Raw genomic sequence first — 21,271 nt, forward strand, 5'->3', positions numbered from 1 at the left:
ACAATCGAAACGCCGCCCAGGCGGCACATGAAGGAGCAGTTCAGATGCGTGCATCACCTATTCAGCCGACGGTCGATTTCAACGCGGACGGCGAACAACATGGCTTTCTGAAACTGCCGCACTCGCACGATGGTTCTGCGTGGGGCGCCGAGATGATTCCCGTCACCGTCGTGCGCAATGGCGAAGGACCGACTGCGTTGCTCACCGGCGGCAATCATGGCGACGAATACGAAGGGCCGATCGCGCTGTCAAAACTGGCGGTGTCGCTGAAAGCGAAGGATGTGAAGGGGCGCGTGATCGTCGTGCCGTTCATGAACTTTCCGGCGTTTCGAGCGGGAAGCCGCACGTCGCCGATCGATCGCGGCAATCTGAATCGCAGCTTCCCCGGCAAGCCGGACGGCACGGCGACCGAAAAAATCGCCGACTACTTCCAGCGGTATCTGCTGCCGCTTGCCGATTACGTGCTCGATCTGCACGCGGGCGGGCGCACGCTCGACTTCGTGCCATTCGCCGCCATTCACGTCTTGCCCGACGCGAATCAGCAGTCGCGTTGCGAAGCCGCGATGCGCGCATTCGGTGCGCCATATTCGATGCGCATGCTCGAACTGGATAGCGTCGGTTTATACGACACGGCCGTCGAGGAGGCTGGCAAGGTGTTCGTCTCGACGGAACTTGGCGGCGGCGGCACGGCCACCGTGCAGAGCGTTGCAATCGCGGAGCGCGGCGTGCGAGGCTTTTTGCAGCATGCGGGCATTCTGGCAACGGCTGCCGACAATGCGACCGCGCCAAACACCGCGCGCACCACGACGCTGCTCGATATGCCCGACGCCACCTGCTACACGACGAGCGAGCATGATGGTCTGCTGGAATTGTGCAAGGACCTCGGCGATATGGTCGAAAACGGAGAAGTCATCGCGCGCATCTACGATGCGTCGCGCACCGGCACCGCGCCCGTCGAATATCGCGCGCGTCGTGCGGGCATGCTCGCCGCGCGGCATTTTCCCGGCCTCGTCAGAACCGGCGATACGGTGGCGGTGCTGGCCGACGTCGTCGAGCGCGGCATACCGGTCACGGCGCGCTAACGGCGTAATCGTCCGATGAAGCTCGACCGCTACGATCTGGCGATTCTGCGCATCCTAGCGCACGATGGGCGCATCACCAAGTCGCGCCTCGCCGAGGAAATCAACCTGTCGATATCGCCGGCGTGGGAACGCGTCAAGCGTCTCGAGGAAGGCGGCGTAATACGCGGCTATCGCGCCGACATCGATTGGGTGGCCGCGTTCAAAGGCAGCCGCGTGGTGGTCGAAGTTACACTCGCGCGTCACACCGCGCACGACATGCGGCGTTTCGAAGAGCGTGTCGCTCGCGCGCCGCAGGTCGTGCAATGCCACGCCACCGGCGGCGGCGTGGACTATGTCATGCACGTGATGTCGCGTGATATCGACCACTATCAGCGCTTCATCGATTCGCTGCTGGGCGACGAACTGGGCATCGAAAAGTACTTCACGTACATCGTCACGAAGGTCGTCAAAAGCGGCGTCGAAGAGTTGCCGGACTGGGCGCAGGAGAGCATCGGCGACGGCGCATGAAGCGTGCCGGCGGCTATCGTCCGGCGGCTTTGCGCGGCCGCAGAAAAACGCACGACGTCATTTCGAAATTCAGAAAAAAAGCCAGGTTTCAAGGCGCATCAACCAAAAAAAACACAGCGCCGCAGCCCGTACAGTGACACACATGGATTGCAAACAGGAGGCATTCATGTTGCTGGGTCATCCGGTTCTTTTCAAGTCGTTGTGCTATGTCGATGGGCGCTGGGTGCATAGCGCGAGTGCGACGAGCATTCCAGTCCTCAATCCCGCCGATCAAAAGGTGCTCGGCCACGTACCGATGCTGGACGCCGCGCAGATTACCGAAGCAGTTGACGCCGCCGGGCGTGCGTTCTCGAAATGGCGCTGGCTGCCGGTTAATCAACGCACGGCATTGCTGCTGCGCTGGCATGAACTGATCCTGCGCCATCGGAATGATCTCGCGGCGATTTTGTCGCTCGAACAGGGCAAGCCGATTGCCGAAGCGCGCGGCGAAATCACATACGGCGCGAGTTTCGTCGAATGGTTCGCGCATGAAGCACGCCGGCTGAATGGCCGCAACATTCCGACTCATATCGATGGTGCGCATCTCGGTACGGTGATGGAACCCGTGGGCGTCGCTGCGCTGATCACGCCGTGGAACTTTCCGTGCGCGATGATCACGCGCAAAGCGGCTGCCGCGCTCGCCGCCGGGTGCACCGTGGTCGTGAAGCCTGCGCACGAAACGCCGTTCTCCGCACTCGCGCTCGCGCAACTGGCCGAAGAAGCTGGCTTTCCGGCGGGCGTGTTCAACGTCGTGCTCGGCGAGCCGCAAGTGGCGATGGAAACGCTCGTGAGCGACAAACGCGTGCGTTCAGTGAGCTTCACGGGATCGACGCGCGTTGGCGCGCTCGTCATGCAGACGGCCGCGCGCGCCGGCATCAAGAAGACGGCCCTGGAACTTGGCGGCAACGCGCCTTTCATCGTGACGGCGGACGCCGATCTCAAAGAGGCCGTGCGTGTTGCAGTCGCGGCGAAGTTTCAGACCTCGGGGCAGGATTGTTGCGCAGCCAATCGCATCTTCGTCGCGCGGCCGCTGTACGAGGCATTCGTCGAACGCTACACCGAAGCCGTGCGGGCGCTGAATGTGGGCGCCGCATTCGAGGAAAACGTGGATGTCGGGCCGCTGATGCACCAGGCCGCATTCGACAGCACAGCACAGCGCGTTGCCGACGCGAAGGCGAAGGGCGCGCGCATCACGGTGGGTGGCAACCCGCACGAGCGCGGCGGCTGGTTCTTCGAGCCAACCGTGGTGGCCGACGCGGCGCCGGGCATGCGTATCTACGACGAAGAAAACTTCGCGCCGATCTCGGGGGTGTCGCCGTTCGATGCGCTCGACGAAGTGATCGAGCGCGCGAACGATACCGAATACGGCCTTGCCGCCTACGTCTGTGCGCGGGACATCAACACGGTTTTTCAACTGATCCGCCGTCTGGAATTCGCGATGGTTTCGGTCAACGGTGCGAAGTTCACCGGTGCACCTATTCCGTTCGGCGGCGTCAAGTCTTCGGGACTCGGCCGCGAAGGCGGAGCCGAAGGCTTCGAACCGTTCGTCGAAACCCGCTATTTCTGCCTCGGGCAACTTGGCCTGCCGGTTACCGAGAGTCGCGCAGCGTAGCGCAACTCAAACCCTGGATGGATTACACGAAGGAGCTTCCGATGACTCAACTCGATCAACTCTTTAACACCGACCGCGCGCACTTCATGCATCCGTCGACGCATGCGCACGACCACGCGAATGGCGCGCTGCCCGGGCGCATCGTGACGGGCGCCAAAGGCATTCGCATCGAAGACCACCAGGGCAAGTCGTATATCGACGCGTTCGCCGGTCTCTATTGCGTGAACATCGGCTACGGCCGCACGGAAGTCGCCGATGCTATCTACGAGCAGGCGAAGAAGCTCGCCTACTATCACACCTACGTCGGCCACTCGACCGATACGATCATCGAATTGTCGAAGCGCATCATCGACTGGTCGCCGCAGGGGATGAAGAAGGTGTACTACGGCATGTCCGGGTCGGACGCCAACGAAACGCAGATCAAGATCGTCTGGTACTACAACAACGTGAAGGGCCGTCCGAACAAGAAGAAGATCATCTCGCGGCAGCGCGGCTATCACGGCTCGGGCATCGTGACCGGCAGCCTGACGGGCTTGCCGAGCTTCCATCAATGCTTCGATTTGCCAATCGATCGCGTCAAGCATACGGTGTGTCCGCACTGGTATCGGCAGGCGCCGGCGGGAATGGACGAAAAGCAATTCGTCGCGTATTGCGTCGACGAACTGGAGAAGCTGATTGCGAAAGAGGGCGCCGATACGATCGCCGCGTTCATCGCTGAACCGGTGATGGGCACCGGCGGCATTCTGCCTCCCCCTGCCGGTTACTGGCCCGCCATCCAGCAGGTACTGAAAAAGCACGACATTCTGCTGATTTGCGACGAAGTCGTGTGCGGTTTCGGCCGGGTCGGTTCGAAAATGGGCGCGCAGCACTATGGCATCGCGCCGGATCTGATTACCGTCGCGAAGGGCCTGACGAGTGCCTATGCGCCGCTGTCGGGCGTGATCGTGAGCGAGGGCGTGTGGGACGTGATCGACAAGGCGTCTCAGGAACTCGGCGCGATGGGGCATGGATGGACGTACTCGGGCCATCCAGTGTGCGCGGCGGCGGCGCTCGCGAATCTGGATATTTTGGAGCGCGAGAACCTCACGCAGAACGCCGCGCAAACCGGCGCGTACTTGCTCGAACAGCTTCATGCCGCGTTCGACTCGCATCCACTGGTCGGTGAAGTGCGCGGCGCGGGCATGCTGGCCGCGCTCGAATTCATGGCCGACAAGGAGGCTCGCCGGCCGTTCGACGCGGCGCTGAAGGTCGGTCCGCGCGTGTCGGCGGCGGCCATGCAGCGTGGCTTGATCGCGCGGGCGATGCCGCACGGCGATATTCTCGGCTTTGCGCCGCCGCTGGTGACCTCGCGCAGTGACGTTGACGAGATCGTGAAAATCGCGCGTGAGGCGTTGGATGAGGTTGCGTCGGCGGCGCTTGCGCCGGCTGCCTCTTCGTGAGGCTTCGTGATGCGTCAATAGCCTGAACACAGGTGCAAAAAAGCCAGACCCGTGGGTCTGGCTTTTTTGCGCTGCTAACCGCGTTTGCGTTTCAAGCTGCCTTGGCATCGTCGCGGTAATGCCGATCCGGCACGACGACGATGTTGCCGACGAAGCGTTTCGACATGAATTGCGCTTGCGCTTCATGAAACTTCGACAGCGGCCAGGTCGCCGCAAGCACCGGTTTGATGGTGCCCGCCTGAATATGGTCGAGCACGCGCTTGAATGCGGCGCGCGTGCCTTGCGACGATCCGTTCAACTGTAACTGTTTCAGATACATGGTGCGCAGATCGAGTTGGACGAGCGGGCCCGCAATCGCGCCGGCCGTCGTGTAGCGGCCTTCGGGGCGAAGCACGTTCAATAGCTTGCCGAACAATGGGCCACCGACCAGATCGGCCACGACGTCGACAGGCTTGCCACCGGTCATCCGTTCGACCGCAGCGCCGAAGTCCGCGCTGTCGCGCAGCATCGCGCCTTGCGCGCCGAGCTGGAGCACTGCATCTTCCTTGCCCCGGCTCACGACCGCATACGGAATCGCACCGCGAGCCCTGCACAGCTGAATGACGGCCGAGCCCACGCCGCCCGAGGCGCCCGTGATCAGTACCGCTTCGCCGCGCTTTACGGCGGCGCGCTCGAGCATCTGCTCGCCGGTGTGGTACGCGCACCAGAATGTCGCGAGTTCGGCATCGGAGCAAGACGAATCGACGCGATGTGCGCTCTCCGAAGGCACCGCCGTGTATTCGGCATAGCCGCCGTCGCGGCCGTGGCCGATGTAGTCGATGTCGGCGAGGCTGTCGTCATCGCGGTTGTAGATCGACGCATCGACGATCACCCGTTCGCCGATGCGCGTTTCGCTCACGCCGCGGCCGACGGCGACCACACGTCCGACGATGTCCGCGCCTTGAATGCGCGGAAACGTCAGCGTCGAGCGGCCGCGCCGCCAGGTCGAAACGGCTTGCGGGTCGTCGTCGGTGCCGTAAGCGCCTTCACGAACCCACACATCGGTATTGTTCAATCCGCACGCGGTGACGTCGAGCAGCACTTCGCCTGGCTGGCACGCGGGAACGGGCACGTCGTTGCGATAGACGAGCTTGTCGAGGCCGCCGTGCGCGGTGAGCACGACGGCCTTCATGGTCTTTGGCAGCATGGTTTTCCTTTGGGGAACCCGTTGCGGGATGCAAAGTGAGCACGCAGACGGGTTCCAGGCGGTGGCAGGGGCTTACGGCTTGATGAACAGCTTGCGCGGCGTGTTGCAGAGCGTCTCGACGCCGGTATCGGTGATCAGGATGCTCTCGGTGATCTCGAGGCCCCAGTCGTCGAGCCACAGACCCGGCATGAAGTGGAACGTCATGCCGGGCTCCAGCACGGTCTTGTCGCCGGGGCGCAGGCTCATCGTGCGCTCGCCCCAGTCGGGCGGGTAGCTTGCGCCGATTGGATAGCCGCAGCGGCTGTTCTTTTCGATGCCGTATTTGTTCAGCATGGCGAAGAACGCGTTGGCGATGTCTTCGCAGGTATTGCCGGGTTTGGCGGCGGCAAGCCCCGCTTCGATTCCTTCGACCACGGCACGCTCGCCGTCGAGGAAATGTTTCGGCGGCTTGCCCAGGTACACCGTGCGCGATTGCGGGCAGTGATAGCGCTTGAAGCAGCCTGCAATTTCGAAGAACGTTCCCGCGTCTTTCGCGAACGGCGTATCGTCCCATGTTAGATGGGGAGCAGCGGCATCGGCGCCCGTCGGCAAGAGCGGCACGATGGCGGGATAGTCGCCGCCATGACCGTCCACACCCGCAATGCCGGTCGAGTAGATCTCGGCAACCAGGTCGTTCTTGTGCATGCCGGGTTCGATCCGCTCGACGATGCGCGCATGCATCCGCTCGACGATACGCGCGGCCACACGCATGTATTCAATTTCACGTGCCGATTTGACAGCGCGCTGCCAGTTCACCAGCGCGGTGGCGTCCTGCCATTTCGCGTTCGGCAGATGCGCGACAAGCGACCGGTATGCGGCTGCGCTGAAATAGTAGTTGTCCATTTCAACGCCGATGCGTAGTGCGCCCCAGCCGCGTGCCTCGATCACTTCATTCGCGAGGTAGTCCATAGGATGGCGGTCCGGCGACTGCACGTAATGATCCGGATAACCGACGATCTGATCATGCTGCATGAACACGGTGCGTTTTGCGCCGTTGGCGTCCTGACCGCGGCCGAACCATACCGGCTCGCCCTCGAGTGCGAGCAGCACGCACTGATGCACGTAGAACGACCAGCCGTCGTATCCGGTGAGCCAGGCCATATTGGTGGGATCGGACACGATCAGGAGTTCGACTCCCGCCGCCTGCATGGCCTTGCGCGTTTTGGCCAGACGCGTGGCGTATTCGGCGCGTTCGAATGGCAAGCGTACCGCAGGCGCTGCACTTTGCCGTTCCAGGTTTGTTGTATCGGACATCTTCCTATCTCTCTCTGGGCGTGACGTCGGTTCGGAGAATGGCGCCTTGTTCAGGTGCTCCGGCACGCGACAAGACGCCTTTGGGGCGTTTCTGGGCGCAGTCTAATGCCGCGAAAAAGCCGCTTCGAATGTGCTAGTTCAATCTTCGACGTGCGCATGAGAGCACGGTGCGACGCAGCAAAAGCTCGCTGGCTCGTCCAGGTGTTGACCCTGATGCGAATGCCGGTTTGGTGCATGAATGCCCTGTGGGGCGGCATTGCGCGGCAGGTTTTCGGTGCGCGGAAAAAGAATTGTTCTAGAGCAATCGGATCGCGAATATGGCTTTGTATTCTGATTTGCATAGCGGAACCGGCCAGCCTGGCAGCATTGCCGGGCGCGACTGCCGATGAACCGCGTTCCGGCAAACCCCTGGCATGAAGAACGGGAATCGAATCGAGATGAATACCGCGCGAGTCACCGACACGCTGAACGTTTCAGATATTGCTCCGACCGCCTTTGCTGCCGCCTCGCGAGTCGCGCGAGCTCACGTCGGCGATTCGCATGTCGAAGCCGCGATGAACAAGCCGCTGATCAAGATCGACCGCGTCACGAAGCGCTATGGCGCGCTGACCGTGCTCGACGAGTTGTCTCTGGAGGTGATGCCGGGTGAGAAGCTCGCGTTGATCGGACCATCGGGTTCGGGCAAGACGACGATCCTGCGCATTCTGATGACACTCGAATCGATAAATGGCGGTCACGTCGAGATCGATGGCGAGCCGCTGTTTCAGATGCGGCAGGGCGAGCGCATGGTGCCCGCGAACGAGCGGCATTTGCAGAAGATGCGCTCGAAGGTCGGCATGGTGTTTCAGCATTTCAATCTGTTTCCGCACAAGAGCGTGCTCGACAACATCACGCTTGCGCCCATCCTGACCCAGGGTGAGAGCCGTGAATCGGCTGAAAGGCGGGCGATGGAATTGCTCGACATGGTGGGCATGGCGGACAAGGCGAAGAGTCGTCCTGCGCAACTCTCCGGTGGGCAGAAGCAGCGCGTCGCGATTGCGCGCGCGCTGGCCCTTGCGCCGCGAATCATGCTGTTCGACGAAGTGACGTCGGCGCTCGATCCCGAACTCGTCGAAGAAGTGCTCAACGTGATGCAGCGCCTGGCGAAGGAAACCGACATGACGATGCTGCTCGTCACGCATGAAATGGGTTTCGCGCACGACTTCGCCGACCGCGTGCTGTTCTTCGACCGCGGCCGGATCATTGAAGAAGGCAAACCCGAAGACATCTTCCGGCACCCGGAACACGAACGGACCCAGGCGTTTCTCCGCAAGATCATCGCTGCGGGCCACAGGCTTTGAGCCGCTGCGGTGTCTTGAACGCACGCCATTGCATACGACCACGATAAAGGAGCCGCAACCATGAAATTGAAAGGCATGCTGATCACGGGGACGATTTCGCTGCTGGCGCTAGGCGGCGTTGCGCTCGCCGCGCAGGACAAGCTGGCGCAACTAAGACAGCAGGGCTTTGCGCGCATTGCCATCGCGAACGAACCGCCGTTCACGGCAGTGGGCGCCGATGGCAAGGTGACCGGCGCCGCACCGGATGTGGCGCGCGCGGTGTTCAAGAAACTTGGTGTGAACGACATCGTCGCGTCGGTTTCCGAGTACGGTGCAATGATTCCTGGTCTCGCGGTCGGACGTCACGACGCGATCGCGGCAGGGCTTTTCATGACGCCGCAGCGTTGCGCAGCCGTTGCGTATTCCCAACCGGTGCTGTGTGCGGTCGAGGCATTCGCGGTCAAGAAAGGCAACACGAAGAACATCAAGACCTATGAGGCGATCGCCAAAGATCCGAAGGCGGTGATCGGCGTGGAAGGCGGCACGACCGAACAGAAGCTTGCGATGGCCGCCAATATTCCGGGCGACCGCGTGATCGTCGTGCCGGATGGCCAGAGCGGACTGAAGATGCTGCAGGACGGTCGCATCGATGCATTCGCGCTGCCGCTGCTGTCGATCAGCGATCTGCTCGCGAAGGCGAAAGATGCCAATCTGGAATCCATTGCGCCCGTGCAGGGCACGCCGGTGCAATGCGATGGCGTAGCGTTCCGCAAGCAGGATACGGCGCTGCGCGATGCGTTCGACGTCGAGTTGAAAAAGCTGAAGGAGTCGGGCGAATTCGCGAAGATCGTCGAACCCTATGGATTCTCCGCCAAGGCCGCGATGTCGACCAGCCGCGAAAAATTGTGCGCGGCTTCGAAATGAAGCCGTTCGGGGCCTGTCGCAACACGAGGTGCGTCCATGCATGACTGGTACGGCTATCTTCTGCTGATTCTGAAGGGCGCTCAGGCCACCGTCGAACTCACGGTGATGGGGGCGGTACTGGCCCTCGTGATGGCGTTTGTCGCCGGATTGGGGCGCTTGTCGCGATTCTCCGCGGTGCGATCGCTGGCGACAGCGTATATCGAGTTCTTTCGCGGCACATCGGTATTCGTCCAACTCTTCTGGGCGTATTTCGTCTTGCCGATGATTGGGTTGACGCTGACGCCCTTGCAGGCCGGTGTCCTCGCGCTCGGTCTGAACGTCGGCGCATATGGCGCGGAAGTGGTGCGCGGCGCAGTGGTGGCGATTGGCCATGAGCAAAGGAACGCCTGTATCGCATTGAATCTGACCCGCTATCAACGCATGCGGCATGTGATCCTGCCGCAAGCATTGCCGCTGATGCTGCCGACCTTCGGCAACAACGCAATCGAATTGCTCAAAGGCACCGCTGTCGTCTCGCTGATTTCGCTTGGCGATATGACCTTTCAGGCACAGGTAGTGCGCTCGCAGACAGGCAATACCTTGATTCCATTCGCGACGATACTCGTACTGTATTTCGCCATGGCGTGCCTGATTGCGTTCGGCATGCGCAAGCTCGAGCGCCGGGTGAGCTTCGGACTCGACGGGATGAGGAGATAAGCGCATGGAATGGGACTGGAGTTTCGCGCGCCAGATCTTGCCGATTCTGCTGCAAGGTCTGGAGATCACCGTGCTCGCCACCGTGCTCGGTGCGATCGTGGCGGCCGTAGTCGGCATGGTGTTCGCGGTGCTGCGCCTTTCGCCGAATCGTGCGGTTGCCGGCGGCACGACGGCTGTGGTGAGCTTCATTCGCGGCACACCGTTGCTCGTGCAACTGTATTTCGTGTTTTATGTGCTGCCGGATATCGGCGTTCGCATGCCCGCGCTCGCTGCCGGCGTGCTCGCGCTCGGCGTGCACTATGCGACGTATGCGGCGGAGGTTTATCGAAGCGGTATCGAGAACGTGCCGCGCGGACAGTGGGAAGCCGCGAAGGCGTGCAATTTGAGTCCATCGCAAACGTGGCAGCACATCATCCTGCCCGAAGCCGTCCCGCCGATGCTGCCCGCGCTCGCGAACTATCTGATTTCGATGTTCAAGGAAACGCCGCTGCTGTCGGCGATTACCGTGCTCGAATTGATGAACGAGGCGAAGATCATCGCGAACACAGACTACCGCTATCTCGAACCGATGACGCTGGTTGGCGTCCTGTTCCTGTGCATCAGCCTGATCGCAGTAGCCGCGGTGAGATTGCTTGAAAAGCGCTTTCCGCCTCTCGGACATTGAGCAATGCGACCCGTCATCCAGTCTGCCGATCGTGCACCGCGCCTTAATGAACGCGCACTAGACAAGCGTATCGGGCTCGTGATTCTCGCCACCGATCACACAACCGAACCGGACTTCGCGGCGCTCGTCGCAAGCGAACGGATCGGCATTTATGTGAACCGCGTGCCTTACGTGAACCCGGTCACGCCGGAAAATCTGCGTGCGATGCAGCCCTCGCTGACCGCCGGCGCAGCGTTGATCTTGCCCGACGAAGCGCTCGACGTCGTGATGTATTCGTGTATGTCGGCGTCGGTGATGATCGGCGACGCGCAGATCGAAGCGGCGATTCATGCAGCGAAGCCGCAGGCGCATGTGGTTACGCCGACCGCCGCCGCAGTGGCCGCGTTGCGCGCGCTCGGCGCGCGGCGCATCAGCGTGCTCACGCCCTATACGGTGGAAACCAGCGCGCCGATGGCAGCGTATTTCGCTGCGCAGGGCTTCGTAATCGATCGCTTCACCTGCCTGGGCCTGGCCGACGACCGCGAGATGGCGAGAATCTCGCATGACGACATTGTGGAATTTGCCCATTCGGCAACTGCCGACGAATCCGATGCACTTTTTATTTCCTGTACGGCGGTGCGTGCGGCCGCGCTGGTCGCGCGCATCGAGACGTCGATTGGCAAGCCTACAGTCAGCAGCAATCTTGCAACGGCGTGGATGTGTCTGCGTCTTTGCGGCAACAACAACGCGAGGCCCGCACAGGGACGATTGATGACGCTGCCATTGCCATCGCTCGAAGTTTGAGGGACGCAAATCGCGGCAAGCGCGGATCACCCGCAGAGATTTCGATGTGGTCGGGACGCTATCACATCGCTGGACATTCAGGAGGAACGATGGACTACGCACATTCATGGGACAACGAGGCGGAGCGGTGTCAGTCAACGAGTCTGCTTTGTCGCGCCATTGCAGCTTCGGCGCTCGGCAACGCCACGGAGTGGTTCGATTACGGCATCTACGCATATGGCTTGAGCTACATATCGGCCGCACTATTCCCGGGCAGCACGGCTCAAGCCACACTTTTCGCGCTCGCGACGTTCGCCATTTCATTTCTGGTTCGTCCACTGGGCGGATTGTTCTGGGGACCACTCGGAGACCGCCTCGGTCGCAAGCAGGTGCTGGCGACAACGATCATTCTGATGTCGGTGGCCACGCTGCTGGTCGGACTCGTGCCGACCTACGCGCGCATCGGCTGGTGGGCGCCGGCACTCTTGATCGTCCTGCGGATGGTTCAGGGCTTTTCCACAGGTGGCGAATATGGCGGCGCCGCGACCTTCATGGCCGAATACGCGCCCGACAAGAAGCGAGGTTTTTGCGGCAGCTTTCTTGAGTTCGCGACGCTCGCGGGTTTTTCGCTCGGCGCGTTTCTGATGCTCGGCTGCTCGGTCGTGCTCGGCAATACCGCCATGCATGAATGGGGATGGCGACTGCCTTTTCTGATCGCTGCGCCGCTGGGTCTGATCGGCTTTTACTTGCGCTCGAAGCTGGAGGATACGCCGGTGTTCGTCGAACTGGAGCGCGCGAGCCAGAAGGAACAGCAAACGGAACCGCAACAATGCACCACGCTGAAGGCGCTGGTGATTGATCACTGGCGGCCGCTGGTGTTACTCGGTGGTCTGGTGGTGGCGCTCAACGTGGTCAACTACGTGCTGCTGGCATACATGCCCACCTTCATGCAGAAGCAGCTTGGCATGGGCGAAAATGCGTCGGTTCTGGTGCCCCTGATCGGCATGCTGACGATGATGCTGTTCCTGCCTTTCGCAGGGGCTGTCTCTGACCGGATCGGCCGCAAGAACGTCTGGTGGTTTTCCCTCGTCGGGCTTTTCGTTGCCGCCATTCCGATGTTCCTTCTGATGAAGCACGGCCTCATCGGCGCATTGATTGGATTTTCGGTGTTGGGCCTGCTTTACGTTCCGCAGCTTGCGAGCATCTCGGCGATGTTTCCCGCGATGTTCCCCACGCAGGTGCGTTATGCGGGGATGGCGATTGCGTACAACGTATCGACGTCGATCTTCGGTGGCACGGCTCCGCTGATCAGCGAGTGGTTGATCGCGCGCACGGGCAATGTCCTCGTGCCGGCTTACTACATGATGGGCGCGTGTGTAGTCGGCGCGCTGGCGCTGATCTTCGTGACGGAGACGTCTGGCTGTTCGCTACGGGGGCGAGACATTCCTGGCAAGCGGAAAGCGTCGATATAGCGTAATGCATTCGAGTTCCCGGCGTGGGCTGTTTTCGAAGTTGCCTCGTTGCCGCGCACGCGTCGCCTGGGTATGACGCATGGAGGCGCACAGCGGGGCGGGGCACGTCCACGCGGGACCGAGGCCTTGTCCATCCGGTCGCTTGTTAAAAGCCAGAAGCGGTGGGCGAGACACGCGACCGCAACATGCATTGGCAACTGTGACAATCTCGGGCGTCATCGATGTGACGACTGTTGCGGGCCTGGAGGCTCGTGAATTCGGCGCTCAAATGCCGCTCAAAGTCTAAACGGCGTCTTTAAGCGCCAGGTATGGCACAGGCTGCCGAGCAAAAGCGGATCTAATCCTTTCATATTAGCGATCCGCTCCTGATCGCCTGACCGGCTCGCCTGTTCACAGCTGCGATTCGATGGGCAACAGCCCAAGGAACCAGACTTCCAGTCGCCGCGCTGCAGACACTGCAGGTTCTGCATCCAGCGTGGTCTTCGTGCCATCCGGCGCGGTCTGGATCCACACGAGATGCGTGCGGCCAGCGGTGTCCGTCCGAGTCGCCACGCGCCACGCGATCTGGTCGATTCCCGATTCCAGGTCCGTTGCCACTTTGGCGGCAATGTCTGGGCTCTCGCAGTAGACCCCGATCTCCGTATTGAGCTTCAGGGAGCGGGGGTCGAAGTTCATTGAGCCGATGAAAATGCTCCTGCGATCGAAGATGTACGTTTTCGCGTGAAGCGAGGCGCGCGACGACCCGAACACTACCTGCTTCGAAATGCTCTGGTCTCCGAACGGACGTCGCTCGTACAGCATCACCCCTGCGTCGACGAGATCACGGCGGTAAAGCCGGTAACCGGCATGGACGGCAGCCACGTCGGTAGATGCAAGGGAGTTGGTCAGTACCGTCACGCGCACGCCGCGCGCGACGAGTGCGCGCAGCCGATCGACCTCTGCCTTGCCCGGCACGAAGTACGGCGACACGATGATCAGCTCATGCCCGGGTTCGAGTTCGAGCGCTTTCAGCTTCGGGAACAGGTGCCCTGCGTCGTCGCGCGGCGAATGAGCGATCTTCGACGGATCGTCGTACAGCACTACGGCATGCCCCCAGGAAAACTGCGTACCCTGTCCGTGAACGATCCTCTCGAGCCGTTGCCGTGCTATGACCACATACGGGTTGTCTTCCATGGTCCGCAGGTAATCGCGCAACCGCTCGCGTTCCTGTTCGAGACCTTCGGGCGCGGCATCGTGTCCGACGAGCGCTTTGACAGGGTACACATAAGGGGAATTCCAGAACGTATCGAACTCGGTCGATACGTCGGCCACGGCGGGACCACGCACTACGACATCGAGATCGCCAAATTCGAGCATCGACGATGCGCCGAAGTATTCATCACCGATATTGCGGCCTCCGAGGATCGCAGCCTGGTCGTCCGCGATCATTGCCTTGTTGTGCATGCGCCGGTTGACGCGGGCAAACTCAAGCGCGGCGCCAGTCTTCCGGAACGTGCGGGTCGCGACCGGATTGAACAGGCGGATCTCGATGTTCGGGTGCGAACTGATATCGAGCAACTTGCTGTCATTCGCGTTCGTGCCGAGATCGTCGAGCAGTAGGCGCACCCTTACGCGGCGATCCGCCGCGCGGATGATTGCATCGGCCAGTTTGCGGCCGGTCAGATCGTCATGCCAGATGTAGTATTGGAGGTCGAGTGATCGATCGGCGCGATCGGCGAGCAGTACGCGCGCGTCCAGAGCGTCGACCGGATCCTGCAACAGGTGAAAGGCATCGAGACCTGGGTGGGCCTCGGCCTGAGCCCGAAACGCGAGGCCCAGCCGTGTGTTCGCGGTATCCGTGATGGCGTACGATGGCTCGCGGTCTGGCTGCGAAGGCAGGCTGCCGCACGCGACCAGCGCAAACAGCGAAAGCATCGCGGTAAACGAAGCCGGCGTGACCATGAATGCCTTTCCTTCGGGCGAAGTGTGCTGTCTTGCCGGCGGGCGAACCGTTCGCCGCATCGCGTGCCGGTTTGTCAGATCAATCGGGTCCGTCGCCCGTCGTGCTTGCCGCGACAATCGCTCGGGTGAGCACGGACCGGCAAGGTGCAGTGAAGACGCCGGACATCACGGGCGAGGGCGACGGCATTCGGGCGAGCATTGCAGCGGGACCGGATGCCGTCACAGGACCATATGAATCACTCGCGCACGTTACTGGCTGGCGCCCGCAGCTGCGTTGGCCTTCTTCTGCGCATCCTGCAGGTTCTGCGGATAGTTCGGGTCGTTCTGCGCCGGCTTGTAGCCAGCATCTTCAAGCTTCTTGATTTCGGCTGTATTTTTCGCGCGGGCGGCTTTGCGTTCTGCCTTGTGCTGTGCTTTGGCCTGTGCCTTTGCCTGTTTCTTCTGTTCCTTGGTGAGCGGCTGTGAAGCTGCGGCCTGGGCGGCGGCTGGCGCACTGGCCTCCGTTTGCGCGAGTGCTGACGAGGCGGAGCCAATCAGACATGCCGTGGTGGCAGCGGCGAGAGTCAGCTTGCAGATGGTGGAGCGCATTGATTCCCCTAGTGATTGATTGGAGTACCCAAGGTTGGGAGGACGCGAGCCGCTACGTAGCACGGGGGTGTGCCCCGGGGTACACCCGTTATGCAATGTAAGCGATCCGCGCAAAAGAGAATAGCAAACGCAATCCTGATGCGCCAGAGGATGCACCGTGCGTACCGCAGCCTTGCCCGGTTGGGGGCTTTTCAGCCACTGCAGCGACGATGAGGGGGCGTTCTATGGCTAATACATATAGTTGTGCGCACAACTGTTAAACGGTGGCGCGGGATGCGGCGGGGTTGCCACTGAGAAGTGGTAATGTCCGCCATGCGATGGCGTGAAAAAGAAGGAGAGGCCCGGACAGGCCTCCCCCGAAACACGCCTGCGCGGTGCGCAGTGCGTGGAGAAGATACCTTCAGCGAGAGCGCTACGCTAAAGGGATTAGGACGATGATTCCCGAACTGGACTTCGTGTGATTGCGCGGCGCACCGCCGGTATGACCTCGGTAGCGAACAGCTCGATCGATTGCCGGACCTTGTCGAATGGCAGTCCGCCTATATCCATCTGGGCCATGTAACGCTGATGCCTGAATAGCTCGTACTCGAAGAGAATCTTGTCGACGATCTCATTGACGCTGCCGACGAACAGCGCACCACGAGGCGAAGCCAGGGATTCGAAGTCGCCACGCGAGATTTCAAGCTGGCCGCGCGGCAGGTTGTTCGCGATGTAGCGGCGGTAGTGGGGAAAGAAGTCGTCGCGCGCCCGGGCGCCATCTCGCTGCACGTGGAAATGACCGGAAATGGCCACCTGCAGCTGCCCGGCCGGATGCCCCGCGGCGAGACCGGTCTGCCGATACATGTCGATGAAGGGCACGAACTTCTCCGGCAATCCACTGATGTTGGCGAGGTTCAGCGGCAGACCGGCGCGGCCGGCGCGAATGGCACTCGACGGCGTGCCGCCCGCTGCCAGCCAGATCGGAAGACGCCCGCGCACCGGCCTCGGCATGATCGCGGCGTCGGTGAGGCCCGCGCGATGGCGTCCTGACCACGTGACGCGCGCTTGCTCGTTGATCGCTGTGAGCAACGCCAGCTTCTCCTCGAACAGCGATTCGTAGTCCGCAAGCGCATAGCCAAAAAGCGGAAACGATTCGACGTATGCGCCTCGCCCGACGAGCAGCTCTGCACGTCCGCCCGAGATCAGGTCGAGCGTCGAGAACTGTTGATAGAGGCGAACGGGATCTTCGGAGCTCAGGATGCTGACCGCGCTCGTCAACCGCATGCGACGGGTCACGGCGGCAATCGTGCCCAATACGACGGACGGCGAGGAAACGGCAAAGTCTGCGCGATGGTGCTCGCCGACGCCGAACACGTCGATGCCGGCTTCATCGGCGAGTTTCGCGGCGGCGACGATGGCTTCGATGCGTCGTTGTGCTGCGGTGGCGCCGGATGCCCCGGTCGCGAGATCGCCGAACGTGTAAATACCGAATTCCATGGCATCAGTCCCGGGCAAGGCGCGTCACGCGTCAGGCGTTGCGCAGCGTCGGCTTGAGCGCGAAGGCTCCATCTCCGAGCAGCGCCAGGACAGCGGCAGCGACCGCGAGGAAAACCGGGTATTCCCAGCCACCGTTCGCGCTGGTGAACATCCAGCCGTTGCCGAAGTGGACCGTCGAGGCCATGAACAGCTCGATCGCGGCAACCGCGGCAATGGCACGCGCGTACACACCCGTCAGCAACAGTGCGCCGCCAACAATCTCGAAGGCAATGATGGGCCAGGCGAACCAGCCGGCGAAGCCCACGGACTCGAAGAATTTTGCGGTGCCGGCCGGCGTGAAGACGAGCAGCTTGGTCAGGCCGTGTGCAACGAACATGAGGCCGAGCGCGAGGCGCAGGAGGAGGGCGGCATACGGTGCGGTGCGGGTATCGGTCATGATGGGCTCCGGTTGGTTGGGTTAGTCCAGATTGATCTGCTGGTGAATCCAGCGCGAGAAGTCACTTGCGATGTCGGCGCTGAGCGTATGGCCGACCGGGTACAGGCGCGTGTCGTGCATGACACCGAGGCGGGTGAGCCAGTTATCGGCATGCCCGGCAAAGCTCACAGGCAGTTTGTCGTCGTGCTGGCCGTGCGCGATAAACGCCGAGACCTGCGCGAGCCGGTCCGGGGACGCGAGATGCGGCTCGATCTCGGGCAGAATGCGGCCGCTCAGGATCGCGAAGCGCGACACGTCTTCGGGCGCGGACAACGCGACGCTCGCGCTGAGGATGCCGCCCTGGCTGAAGCCGGCCATCATGGCTGGCTGTGCCACGGGGGCGTCGGCGCGGGCCAGCGAGCGCACCAGTTCGCGCAGACGCGTGCGGCTCTCGTCTGCCTGCCAGGCGTTGATGACGGGCCCCTGTGCGCTGAAGCGGACATGGAACCAGGCGTGCTGTCCCGGGCCAAGCGTGAGCGGGCCGCGCACGAAGACGATTTCGAGGCGAGGGTCGAGCGTTTGCGCGAGCGGCATCAGGTTCGTTTCGTTGCCGCCTACCCCGTGAAGCAGGAAGAGCCTGGCCGCCGGCTGCCCTGCCGCCTGCCGCAGCCGGAACGAGAGACCTGAGGAGGTGTCGTTGTGCAGAATATCCATGAGTCGAGGGCCTCCAATGGCCTTACTTCGCAATCCATGCCGGCGCGATGACAGTGGGTTTCATGCCCCGCGCCTTGTTTTACGCGTGAGAGGGGATGGGCAGATTCTATTGATCGCAGTAATGAAGATAAACTTGGGTGCTGTGGATTTATAATCCCGATAAACGAGACAATAGATGGATCGAAGTCAGGAAATGGCGGTATTCGTCGCGGTCGTCGACGCGGGCAGCTTTGTCGGCGCCGTCGATACCTTGCGGATATCGAAGGCGGCCGTGTCGCGCTATGTCGAGTCGCTTGAGCAGCGCATCGGGGTGCGACTCCTGCACCGTACGACGCGCCGTCTGTCGTTGACGGAAGAGGGGCGTCTGTTCTACCAGCGGGCGCGTGAAATCCTCGAGGCGATGGACAACGCGGAAGCCGAGGTGAGCTCGCGCACCCAGGTTCCTGGCGGGCTGGTGCGGGTCAACGTCCCGCTCAGCTTCGGCGTGTCGCATCTTGCCCCGCTATGGGGCGACTTCATGGCCGCCTGGCCGCAGATCGACCTCGAGATCACGCTGAACGACCGCGTCGTCGATCTCGTCGACGAAGGCTACGATCTGGCCGTGAGGATCAGTACGCTGCCGGATTCGTCGATGGTGTGTCGCAAGCTGGCCTCGACCGCGATGGTGGTGTGCGCCTCGCCCGGCTATCTCGCGCGCCACGAAGCGCCGCGCCATCCGCGCGATCTGGCCGCGCACCGTGTGCTGGCCTACACGCATTTGTCCGGCCGCGACGAGTGGCAATTTGAAGGGCCGGAAGGCAAGGTTCTGGTGCGCACGCAAGCACGCATGTATTCGAACAACGGCGACACGTGCCGCGCCATTGCGCTGCGCGATGGTGGCGTCATCCTGCAGCCGGACTTCATGATTGGCGAAGACGTGAAGGCCGGACGGCTGATCCGGTTGATGCCGGAATATCATTCAATCGAACTCGGAATCTACGCGGTTTATCCAAGCCGGAAGCAGTTGCCGCTGAAAGTGCGTTGCCTGATCGACTTCTTGTCGGACGCGTTTCGCGTGCCGCCGTGGCACCCCTGCACGGAAGCATGAGGTATCGCTCGCGGTCCCGCTTGATCGTTTGATGCAAACGCGGCGCGGCTCTCAGTGCGCCAGGTCGGCGCGGCACAAGCCGGGGTATTCGTGGCACCTCGACGAATTGTTCGTGACGCGGCGCGGGGAGCCTTACTTGGTGTGGCATGCGGTCGACGAACACAGCGCCGAACTGGATGTGCTGGTGCAAAAGCAGCGCAACAAGGCGGCGAAGCGCTTTTTCCGGCGGGTGCTGCGCTCAAATCCGTTGCCGCGCCTCGCCAGGTTGACAAAAAAGCGTGTCACGCTTGGGGATATTCGTCAGACACATGCTCCAGGGCGTGCCGACTATTTTCCGGCGGCTGTATATACCGCGTCATTGACGATCGCAAGCGCGGGTTAACGAGGCCATAAAAACCATATTTTTCCAAAAAAAATGCGGTATATACTGCCCTTCATCGCAGCGTCCGCGCAGCGCGTATTTCACGCATCGCCATTCTTGTCAACAGCTGTCATTCTCTCAGGAGAACTTATGAAGCGCGTCGCAAGTTGGAAGCGTTTTACGCTCGCACTCGCATTGGCCGCCACCAGCGTCTCCGCGTTCGCTGAAGATCAGCTCGCCAAGGTCAAGAAGGCCGGCGAACTGGTGGTCGGAACCGAAATGCAGTTCGCACCGTTCGACTTTCTCGAGAACGGACAGCAAGCCGGCTTCAACAAAGAACTGTTTGCCGAAATCGGCAAGGAGCTCGGCGTGAAGGTACGCTTCATCGACCTGCCGTGGCCGAGCGTGCTCCCGGGCCTCGAAGCGGGCAAGTTCGACATGGTTGGCGGCCCGCTCACGGTTACGAAGGCCCGCATGGAGCGCTACGCGTACACGCTGCCCGTGGCTGACGCGACCGATGCACTGCTCAAGCGTGCGAACGACACGTCGCTCAAGCAGTCCAGCGACGTCGCCGGCAAGAACATTGGTGCGGCGAAGGGTACCGCGCAGCTCGACCAGTTGAAGGCCTATGTAGCGACCCTGCCCACAGCGCCGACGATCCGCGAATATGTCGACAACAACCAGGCGTATTCGGATCTCGCCGCGGGCCGGATCGTCGCGGTCGCGAATGCAATGACGAATATCGCCTACGTCGCGAAACAACGTCCGGAAACATTCGCAGTGCTCACGCCACCGTTCGGTGCAAAGGTTTACTACGCATACTGTGTGCGCAAGGACGCGGACAGCAAGCCACTGCTCGACGCGTTCAACGCGGCGCTGCTGAAACTCCAGGCTGACGGCAGCCTCGCCGCGCTGCAGAAAAAATGGCTCGGCACGACGATGGCCGTTCCCAATACGATGCCGACGCCGAACTTCTGACGCGCCTCGTTCCCCATCCCGCTGCGATGCACGCGGCGGCACCGTCCGACAACGACACGCCCCGCCATGTTCCATCTGAACGTGTTCATGCAATCGTTGCCGCTGCTGTTTCAGGCGACGCTCGCCACGGTGACGATCTCGCTGGCCGGACTCGCGATCGGCTTTTTCATCGGCCTCGCGGTTTGTTCCGCGCGGCTCTCGCCGAACCGCTGGCTAAGCAGACTGGGCGGCGCCTATGTGTTCTTTTTCCGGGGAGTACCGCTGCTCGTGCAACTGCTCCTCGTCTATTACCTGCTGCCGTTCGTCGGCATCAACGTGCCGCCGCTCGTGGCCGCCATCAGCGCGGTGTCGCTGTGCTCGGCGTCGTATATCGCCGAGATTCTGCGAGGCGGGTTTCTGAGCGTGCCGTATGGACAGATCGAAGCGGCACGGATGCTCGGCATGCGCACGTTCGCGACGCTCTGGCGCATCAAGGTGCCGCAAGCGTTCCGTCTCACGCTGCCGTCACTCGCGAACGAAATGGTGCTGCTGATCAAGGCATCTTCGCTGATTTCGGTGGTCGGCGTAGCCGAGATCACGCGCACCGCGCAGAACATTGCCGCGAGTACCTACCGGCCGCTCGAAGTTTATGTTGCGGCTGGGCTGATCTATCTGGTCATCAACGGCGTGCTCGCGAGCCTCGCACATCTCGCCGAAGTGCGGCTGCACGCATGAGG

General features: G+C 61.9%; 20 protein-coding genes and 1 pseudogene. 14 read left to right on the forward strand and 7 right to left on the reverse strand.

What is annotated here, in order from left to right; genetic code table 11:
- Positions 1–44 precede the first annotated feature (44 nt).
- From doeB to P5W99_RS25440, 4 genes are all read left to right on the forward strand, one after another.
- Positions 45–1,082, forward strand: coding sequence for a N(2)-acetyl-L-2,4-diaminobutanoate deacetylase DoeB (gene doeB, locus P5W99_RS25425; RefSeq protein WP_421027652.1), 1,038 nt, complete (start codon positions 45–47; stop codon positions 1,080–1,082).
- Positions 1,083–1,097: 15 nt separating this feature from the next.
- Entirely contained in the window at positions 1,098–1,589 is a 492-nt protein-coding gene (locus P5W99_RS25430) for an Lrp/AsnC family transcriptional regulator (protein ID WP_434664884.1), read from the forward strand.
- A gap of 166 nt (positions 1,590–1,755) precedes the next feature.
- Positions 1,756–3,240 (forward strand): NAD-dependent succinate-semialdehyde dehydrogenase, encoded by a 1,485-nt coding sequence (locus tag P5W99_RS25435; protein WP_421027654.1) that lies wholly within the window; start codon positions 1,756–1,758, stop codon positions 3,238–3,240.
- A gap of 41 nt (positions 3,241–3,281) precedes the next feature.
- Complete coding sequence (locus P5W99_RS25440) at positions 3,282–4,679, forward strand: aspartate aminotransferase family protein (protein ID WP_421027655.1); 1,398 nt, start codon at positions 3,282–3,284, stop codon at positions 4,677–4,679.
- Positions 4,680–4,770: 91 nt separating this feature from the next.
- Here the strand turns inward: P5W99_RS25440 and P5W99_RS25445 are convergent, their stop codons facing one another.
- Together P5W99_RS25445 and doeA are read right to left on the reverse strand one after the other, a co-directional pair.
- On the reverse strand, positions 4,771–5,865 hold the full coding sequence (locus tag P5W99_RS25445) for an alcohol dehydrogenase family protein (protein WP_434664887.1): 1,095 nt from the start codon (positions 5,863–5,865) through the stop codon (positions 4,771–4,773).
- A gap of 72 nt (positions 5,866–5,937) precedes the next feature.
- Positions 5,938–7,158, reverse strand: a complete 1,221-nt coding sequence (gene doeA / locus P5W99_RS25450) for an ectoine hydrolase DoeA (RefSeq protein WP_434664889.1) — start codon at positions 7,156–7,158, stop codon at positions 5,938–5,940.
- A 437-nt stretch (positions 7,159–7,595) separates the two neighbouring features.
- Between doeA and ehuA the strand changes: the two genes are divergently transcribed.
- The 6 genes from ehuA to P5W99_RS25480 all read left to right on the forward strand — a co-directional run bounded on the left by ehuA (position 7,596) and on the right by P5W99_RS25480 (position 12,995).
- Positions 7,596–8,498, forward strand: a complete 903-nt coding sequence (ehuA, locus tag P5W99_RS25455) for an ectoine/hydroxyectoine ABC transporter ATP-binding protein EhuA (protein WP_434664891.1) — start codon at positions 7,596–7,598, stop codon at positions 8,496–8,498.
- Between the two features lie 60 nt (positions 8,499–8,558).
- The gene (gene ehuB / locus P5W99_RS25460; RefSeq protein WP_434664893.1) at positions 8,559–9,401 is read left to right on the forward strand and encodes an ectoine/hydroxyectoine ABC transporter substrate-binding protein EhuB; all 843 of its coding nucleotides are present in this window, start codon (positions 8,559–8,561) and stop codon (positions 9,399–9,401) included.
- A 36-nt stretch (positions 9,402–9,437) separates the two neighbouring features.
- Complete coding sequence (gene ehuC, locus P5W99_RS25465) at positions 9,438–10,097, forward strand: ectoine/hydroxyectoine ABC transporter permease subunit EhuC (RefSeq protein WP_434664895.1); 660 nt, start codon at positions 9,438–9,440, stop codon at positions 10,095–10,097.
- 4 nt (positions 10,098–10,101) lie between these two features.
- Positions 10,102–10,761 carry an ectoine/hydroxyectoine ABC transporter permease subunit EhuD gene (gene ehuD / locus P5W99_RS25470; protein ID WP_421027660.1) on the forward strand — a complete coding sequence of 220 codons (660 nt, stop codon included), beginning with the start codon at positions 10,102–10,104 and terminating at the stop codon, positions 10,759–10,761.
- Positions 10,762–10,764: 3 nt separating this feature from the next.
- Positions 10,765–11,544, forward strand: coding sequence for an ectoine utilization protein EutA (gene eutA, locus P5W99_RS25475; protein ID WP_434664897.1), 780 nt, complete (start codon positions 10,765–10,767; stop codon positions 11,542–11,544).
- 89 nt (positions 11,545–11,633) lie between these two features.
- Positions 11,634–12,995 (forward strand): MFS transporter, encoded by a 1,362-nt coding sequence (locus P5W99_RS25480; RefSeq protein ID WP_421028033.1) that lies wholly within the window; start codon positions 11,634–11,636, stop codon positions 12,993–12,995.
- A gap of 390 nt (positions 12,996–13,385) precedes the next feature.
- Here the strand turns inward: P5W99_RS25480 and P5W99_RS25485 are convergent, their stop codons facing one another.
- The 5 genes from P5W99_RS25485 to P5W99_RS25505 form a co-directional block, all read right to left on the reverse strand.
- On the reverse strand, positions 13,386–14,936 hold the full coding sequence (locus P5W99_RS25485) for a phospholipase D family protein (protein ID WP_434664899.1): 1,551 nt from the start codon (positions 14,934–14,936) through the stop codon (positions 13,386–13,388).
- A gap of 249 nt (positions 14,937–15,185) precedes the next feature.
- Positions 15,186–15,524 carry a DUF4148 domain-containing protein gene (locus P5W99_RS25490; protein WP_421027663.1) on the reverse strand — a complete coding sequence of 113 codons (339 nt, stop codon included), beginning with the start codon at positions 15,522–15,524 and terminating at the stop codon, positions 15,186–15,188.
- 426 nt (positions 15,525–15,950) lie between these two features.
- Positions 15,951–17,000, reverse strand: a complete 1,050-nt coding sequence (locus tag P5W99_RS25495; protein WP_434664901.1) for an LLM class flavin-dependent oxidoreductase — start codon at positions 16,998–17,000, stop codon at positions 15,951–15,953.
- 31 nt (positions 17,001–17,031) lie between these two features.
- A complete protein-coding gene (locus tag P5W99_RS25500; protein WP_421027666.1) occupies positions 17,032–17,436 on the reverse strand; it encodes a DoxX family protein in 405 nt (134 codons plus the stop codon).
- A gap of 21 nt (positions 17,437–17,457) precedes the next feature.
- Positions 17,458–18,129 (reverse strand): alpha/beta hydrolase, encoded by a 672-nt coding sequence (locus tag P5W99_RS25505; RefSeq protein ID WP_421027667.1) that lies wholly within the window; start codon positions 18,127–18,129, stop codon positions 17,458–17,460.
- Between the two features lie 175 nt (positions 18,130–18,304).
- On the opposite strand from P5W99_RS25505, the gene P5W99_RS25510 reads away from it, so the two are divergent.
- The 4 genes and pseudogenes from P5W99_RS25510 (at position 18,305) to P5W99_RS25525 (ending at position 21,269) form a co-directional block, all read left to right on the forward strand.
- Entirely contained in the window at positions 18,305–19,216 is a 912-nt protein-coding gene (locus tag P5W99_RS25510; RefSeq protein ID WP_421027668.1) for a LysR family transcriptional regulator, read from the forward strand.
- 61 nt (positions 19,217–19,277) lie between these two features.
- Positions 19,278–19,472: pseudogene (locus P5W99_RS25515) on the forward strand (DDE-type integrase/transposase/recombinase); the annotation flags it as partial.
- A 255-nt stretch (positions 19,473–19,727) separates the two neighbouring features.
- On the forward strand, positions 19,728–20,555 hold the full coding sequence (locus P5W99_RS25520) for a transporter substrate-binding domain-containing protein (protein ID WP_421027669.1): 828 nt from the start codon (positions 19,728–19,730) through the stop codon (positions 20,553–20,555).
- Between the two features lie 66 nt (positions 20,556–20,621).
- Positions 20,622–21,269, forward strand: a complete 648-nt coding sequence (locus P5W99_RS25525) for an amino acid ABC transporter permease (RefSeq protein WP_421027670.1) — start codon at positions 20,622–20,624, stop codon at positions 21,267–21,269.
- The last annotated feature ends 2 nt before the right edge of the window (positions 21,270–21,271 follow it).

The sequence above is a fragment of the Paraburkholderia sp. A3BS-1L genome, from assembly GCF_051125215.1.
GTDB lineage: Bacteria > Pseudomonadota > Gammaproteobacteria > Burkholderiales > Burkholderiaceae > Paraburkholderia.

Bases quoted from the DNA above. Each gene is read 5' to 3' on its own strand.
- P5W99_RS25485 (WP_434664899.1), bottom strand. From the start codon at position 14,936: ATGGTCACGCCGGCTTCGTTTACCGCGATGCTTTCGCTGTTTGCGCTG.
- eutA (WP_434664897.1), top strand. From the start codon at position 10,765: ATGCGACCCGTCATCCAGTCTGCCGATCGTGCACCGCGCCTTAATGAA.
- P5W99_RS25505 (WP_421027667.1), bottom strand. From the start codon at position 18,129: ATGGATATTCTGCACAACGACACCTCCTCAGGTCTCTCGTTCCGGCTG.
- P5W99_RS25445 (WP_434664887.1), bottom strand. From the start codon at position 5,865: ATGCTGCCAAAGACCATGAAGGCCGTCGTGCTCACCGCGCACGGCGGC.
- P5W99_RS25510 (WP_421027668.1), top strand. From the start codon at position 18,305: ATGGATCGAAGTCAGGAAATGGCGGTATTCGTCGCGGTCGTCGACGCG.
- P5W99_RS25435 (WP_421027654.1), top strand. From the start codon at position 1,756: ATGTTGCTGGGTCATCCGGTTCTTTTCAAGTCGTTGTGCTATGTCGAT.
- doeB (WP_421027652.1), top strand. From the start codon at position 45: ATGCGTGCATCACCTATTCAGCCGACGGTCGATTTCAACGCGGACGGC.
- P5W99_RS25430 (WP_434664884.1), top strand. From the start codon at position 1,098: ATGAAGCTCGACCGCTACGATCTGGCGATTCTGCGCATCCTAGCGCAC.
- ehuC (WP_434664895.1), top strand. From the start codon at position 9,438: ATGCATGACTGGTACGGCTATCTTCTGCTGATTCTGAAGGGCGCTCAG.
- ehuD (WP_421027660.1), top strand. From the start codon at position 10,102: ATGGAATGGGACTGGAGTTTCGCGCGCCAGATCTTGCCGATTCTGCTG.
- ehuB (WP_434664893.1), top strand. From the start codon at position 8,559: ATGAAATTGAAAGGCATGCTGATCACGGGGACGATTTCGCTGCTGGCG.
- ehuA (WP_434664891.1), top strand. From the start codon at position 7,596: ATGAATACCGCGCGAGTCACCGACACGCTGAACGTTTCAGATATTGCT.
- P5W99_RS25500 (WP_421027666.1), bottom strand. From the start codon at position 17,436: ATGACCGATACCCGCACCGCACCGTATGCCGCCCTCCTCCTGCGCCTC.
- P5W99_RS25480 (WP_421028033.1), top strand. From the start codon at position 11,634: ATGGACTACGCACATTCATGGGACAACGAGGCGGAGCGGTGTCAGTCA.
- P5W99_RS25440 (WP_421027655.1), top strand. From the start codon at position 3,282: ATGACTCAACTCGATCAACTCTTTAACACCGACCGCGCGCACTTCATG.
- P5W99_RS25525 (WP_421027670.1), top strand. From the start codon at position 20,622: ATGTTCCATCTGAACGTGTTCATGCAATCGTTGCCGCTGCTGTTTCAG.
- P5W99_RS25495 (WP_434664901.1), bottom strand. From the start codon at position 17,000: ATGGAATTCGGTATTTACACGTTCGGCGATCTCGCGACCGGGGCATCC.
- P5W99_RS25520 (WP_421027669.1), top strand. From the start codon at position 19,728: ATGAAGCGCGTCGCAAGTTGGAAGCGTTTTACGCTCGCACTCGCATTG.
- P5W99_RS25490 (WP_421027663.1), bottom strand. From the start codon at position 15,524: ATGCGCTCCACCATCTGCAAGCTGACTCTCGCCGCTGCCACCACGGCA.
- doeA (WP_434664889.1), bottom strand. From the start codon at position 7,158: ATGTCCGATACAACAAACCTGGAACGGCAAAGTGCAGCGCCTGCGGTA.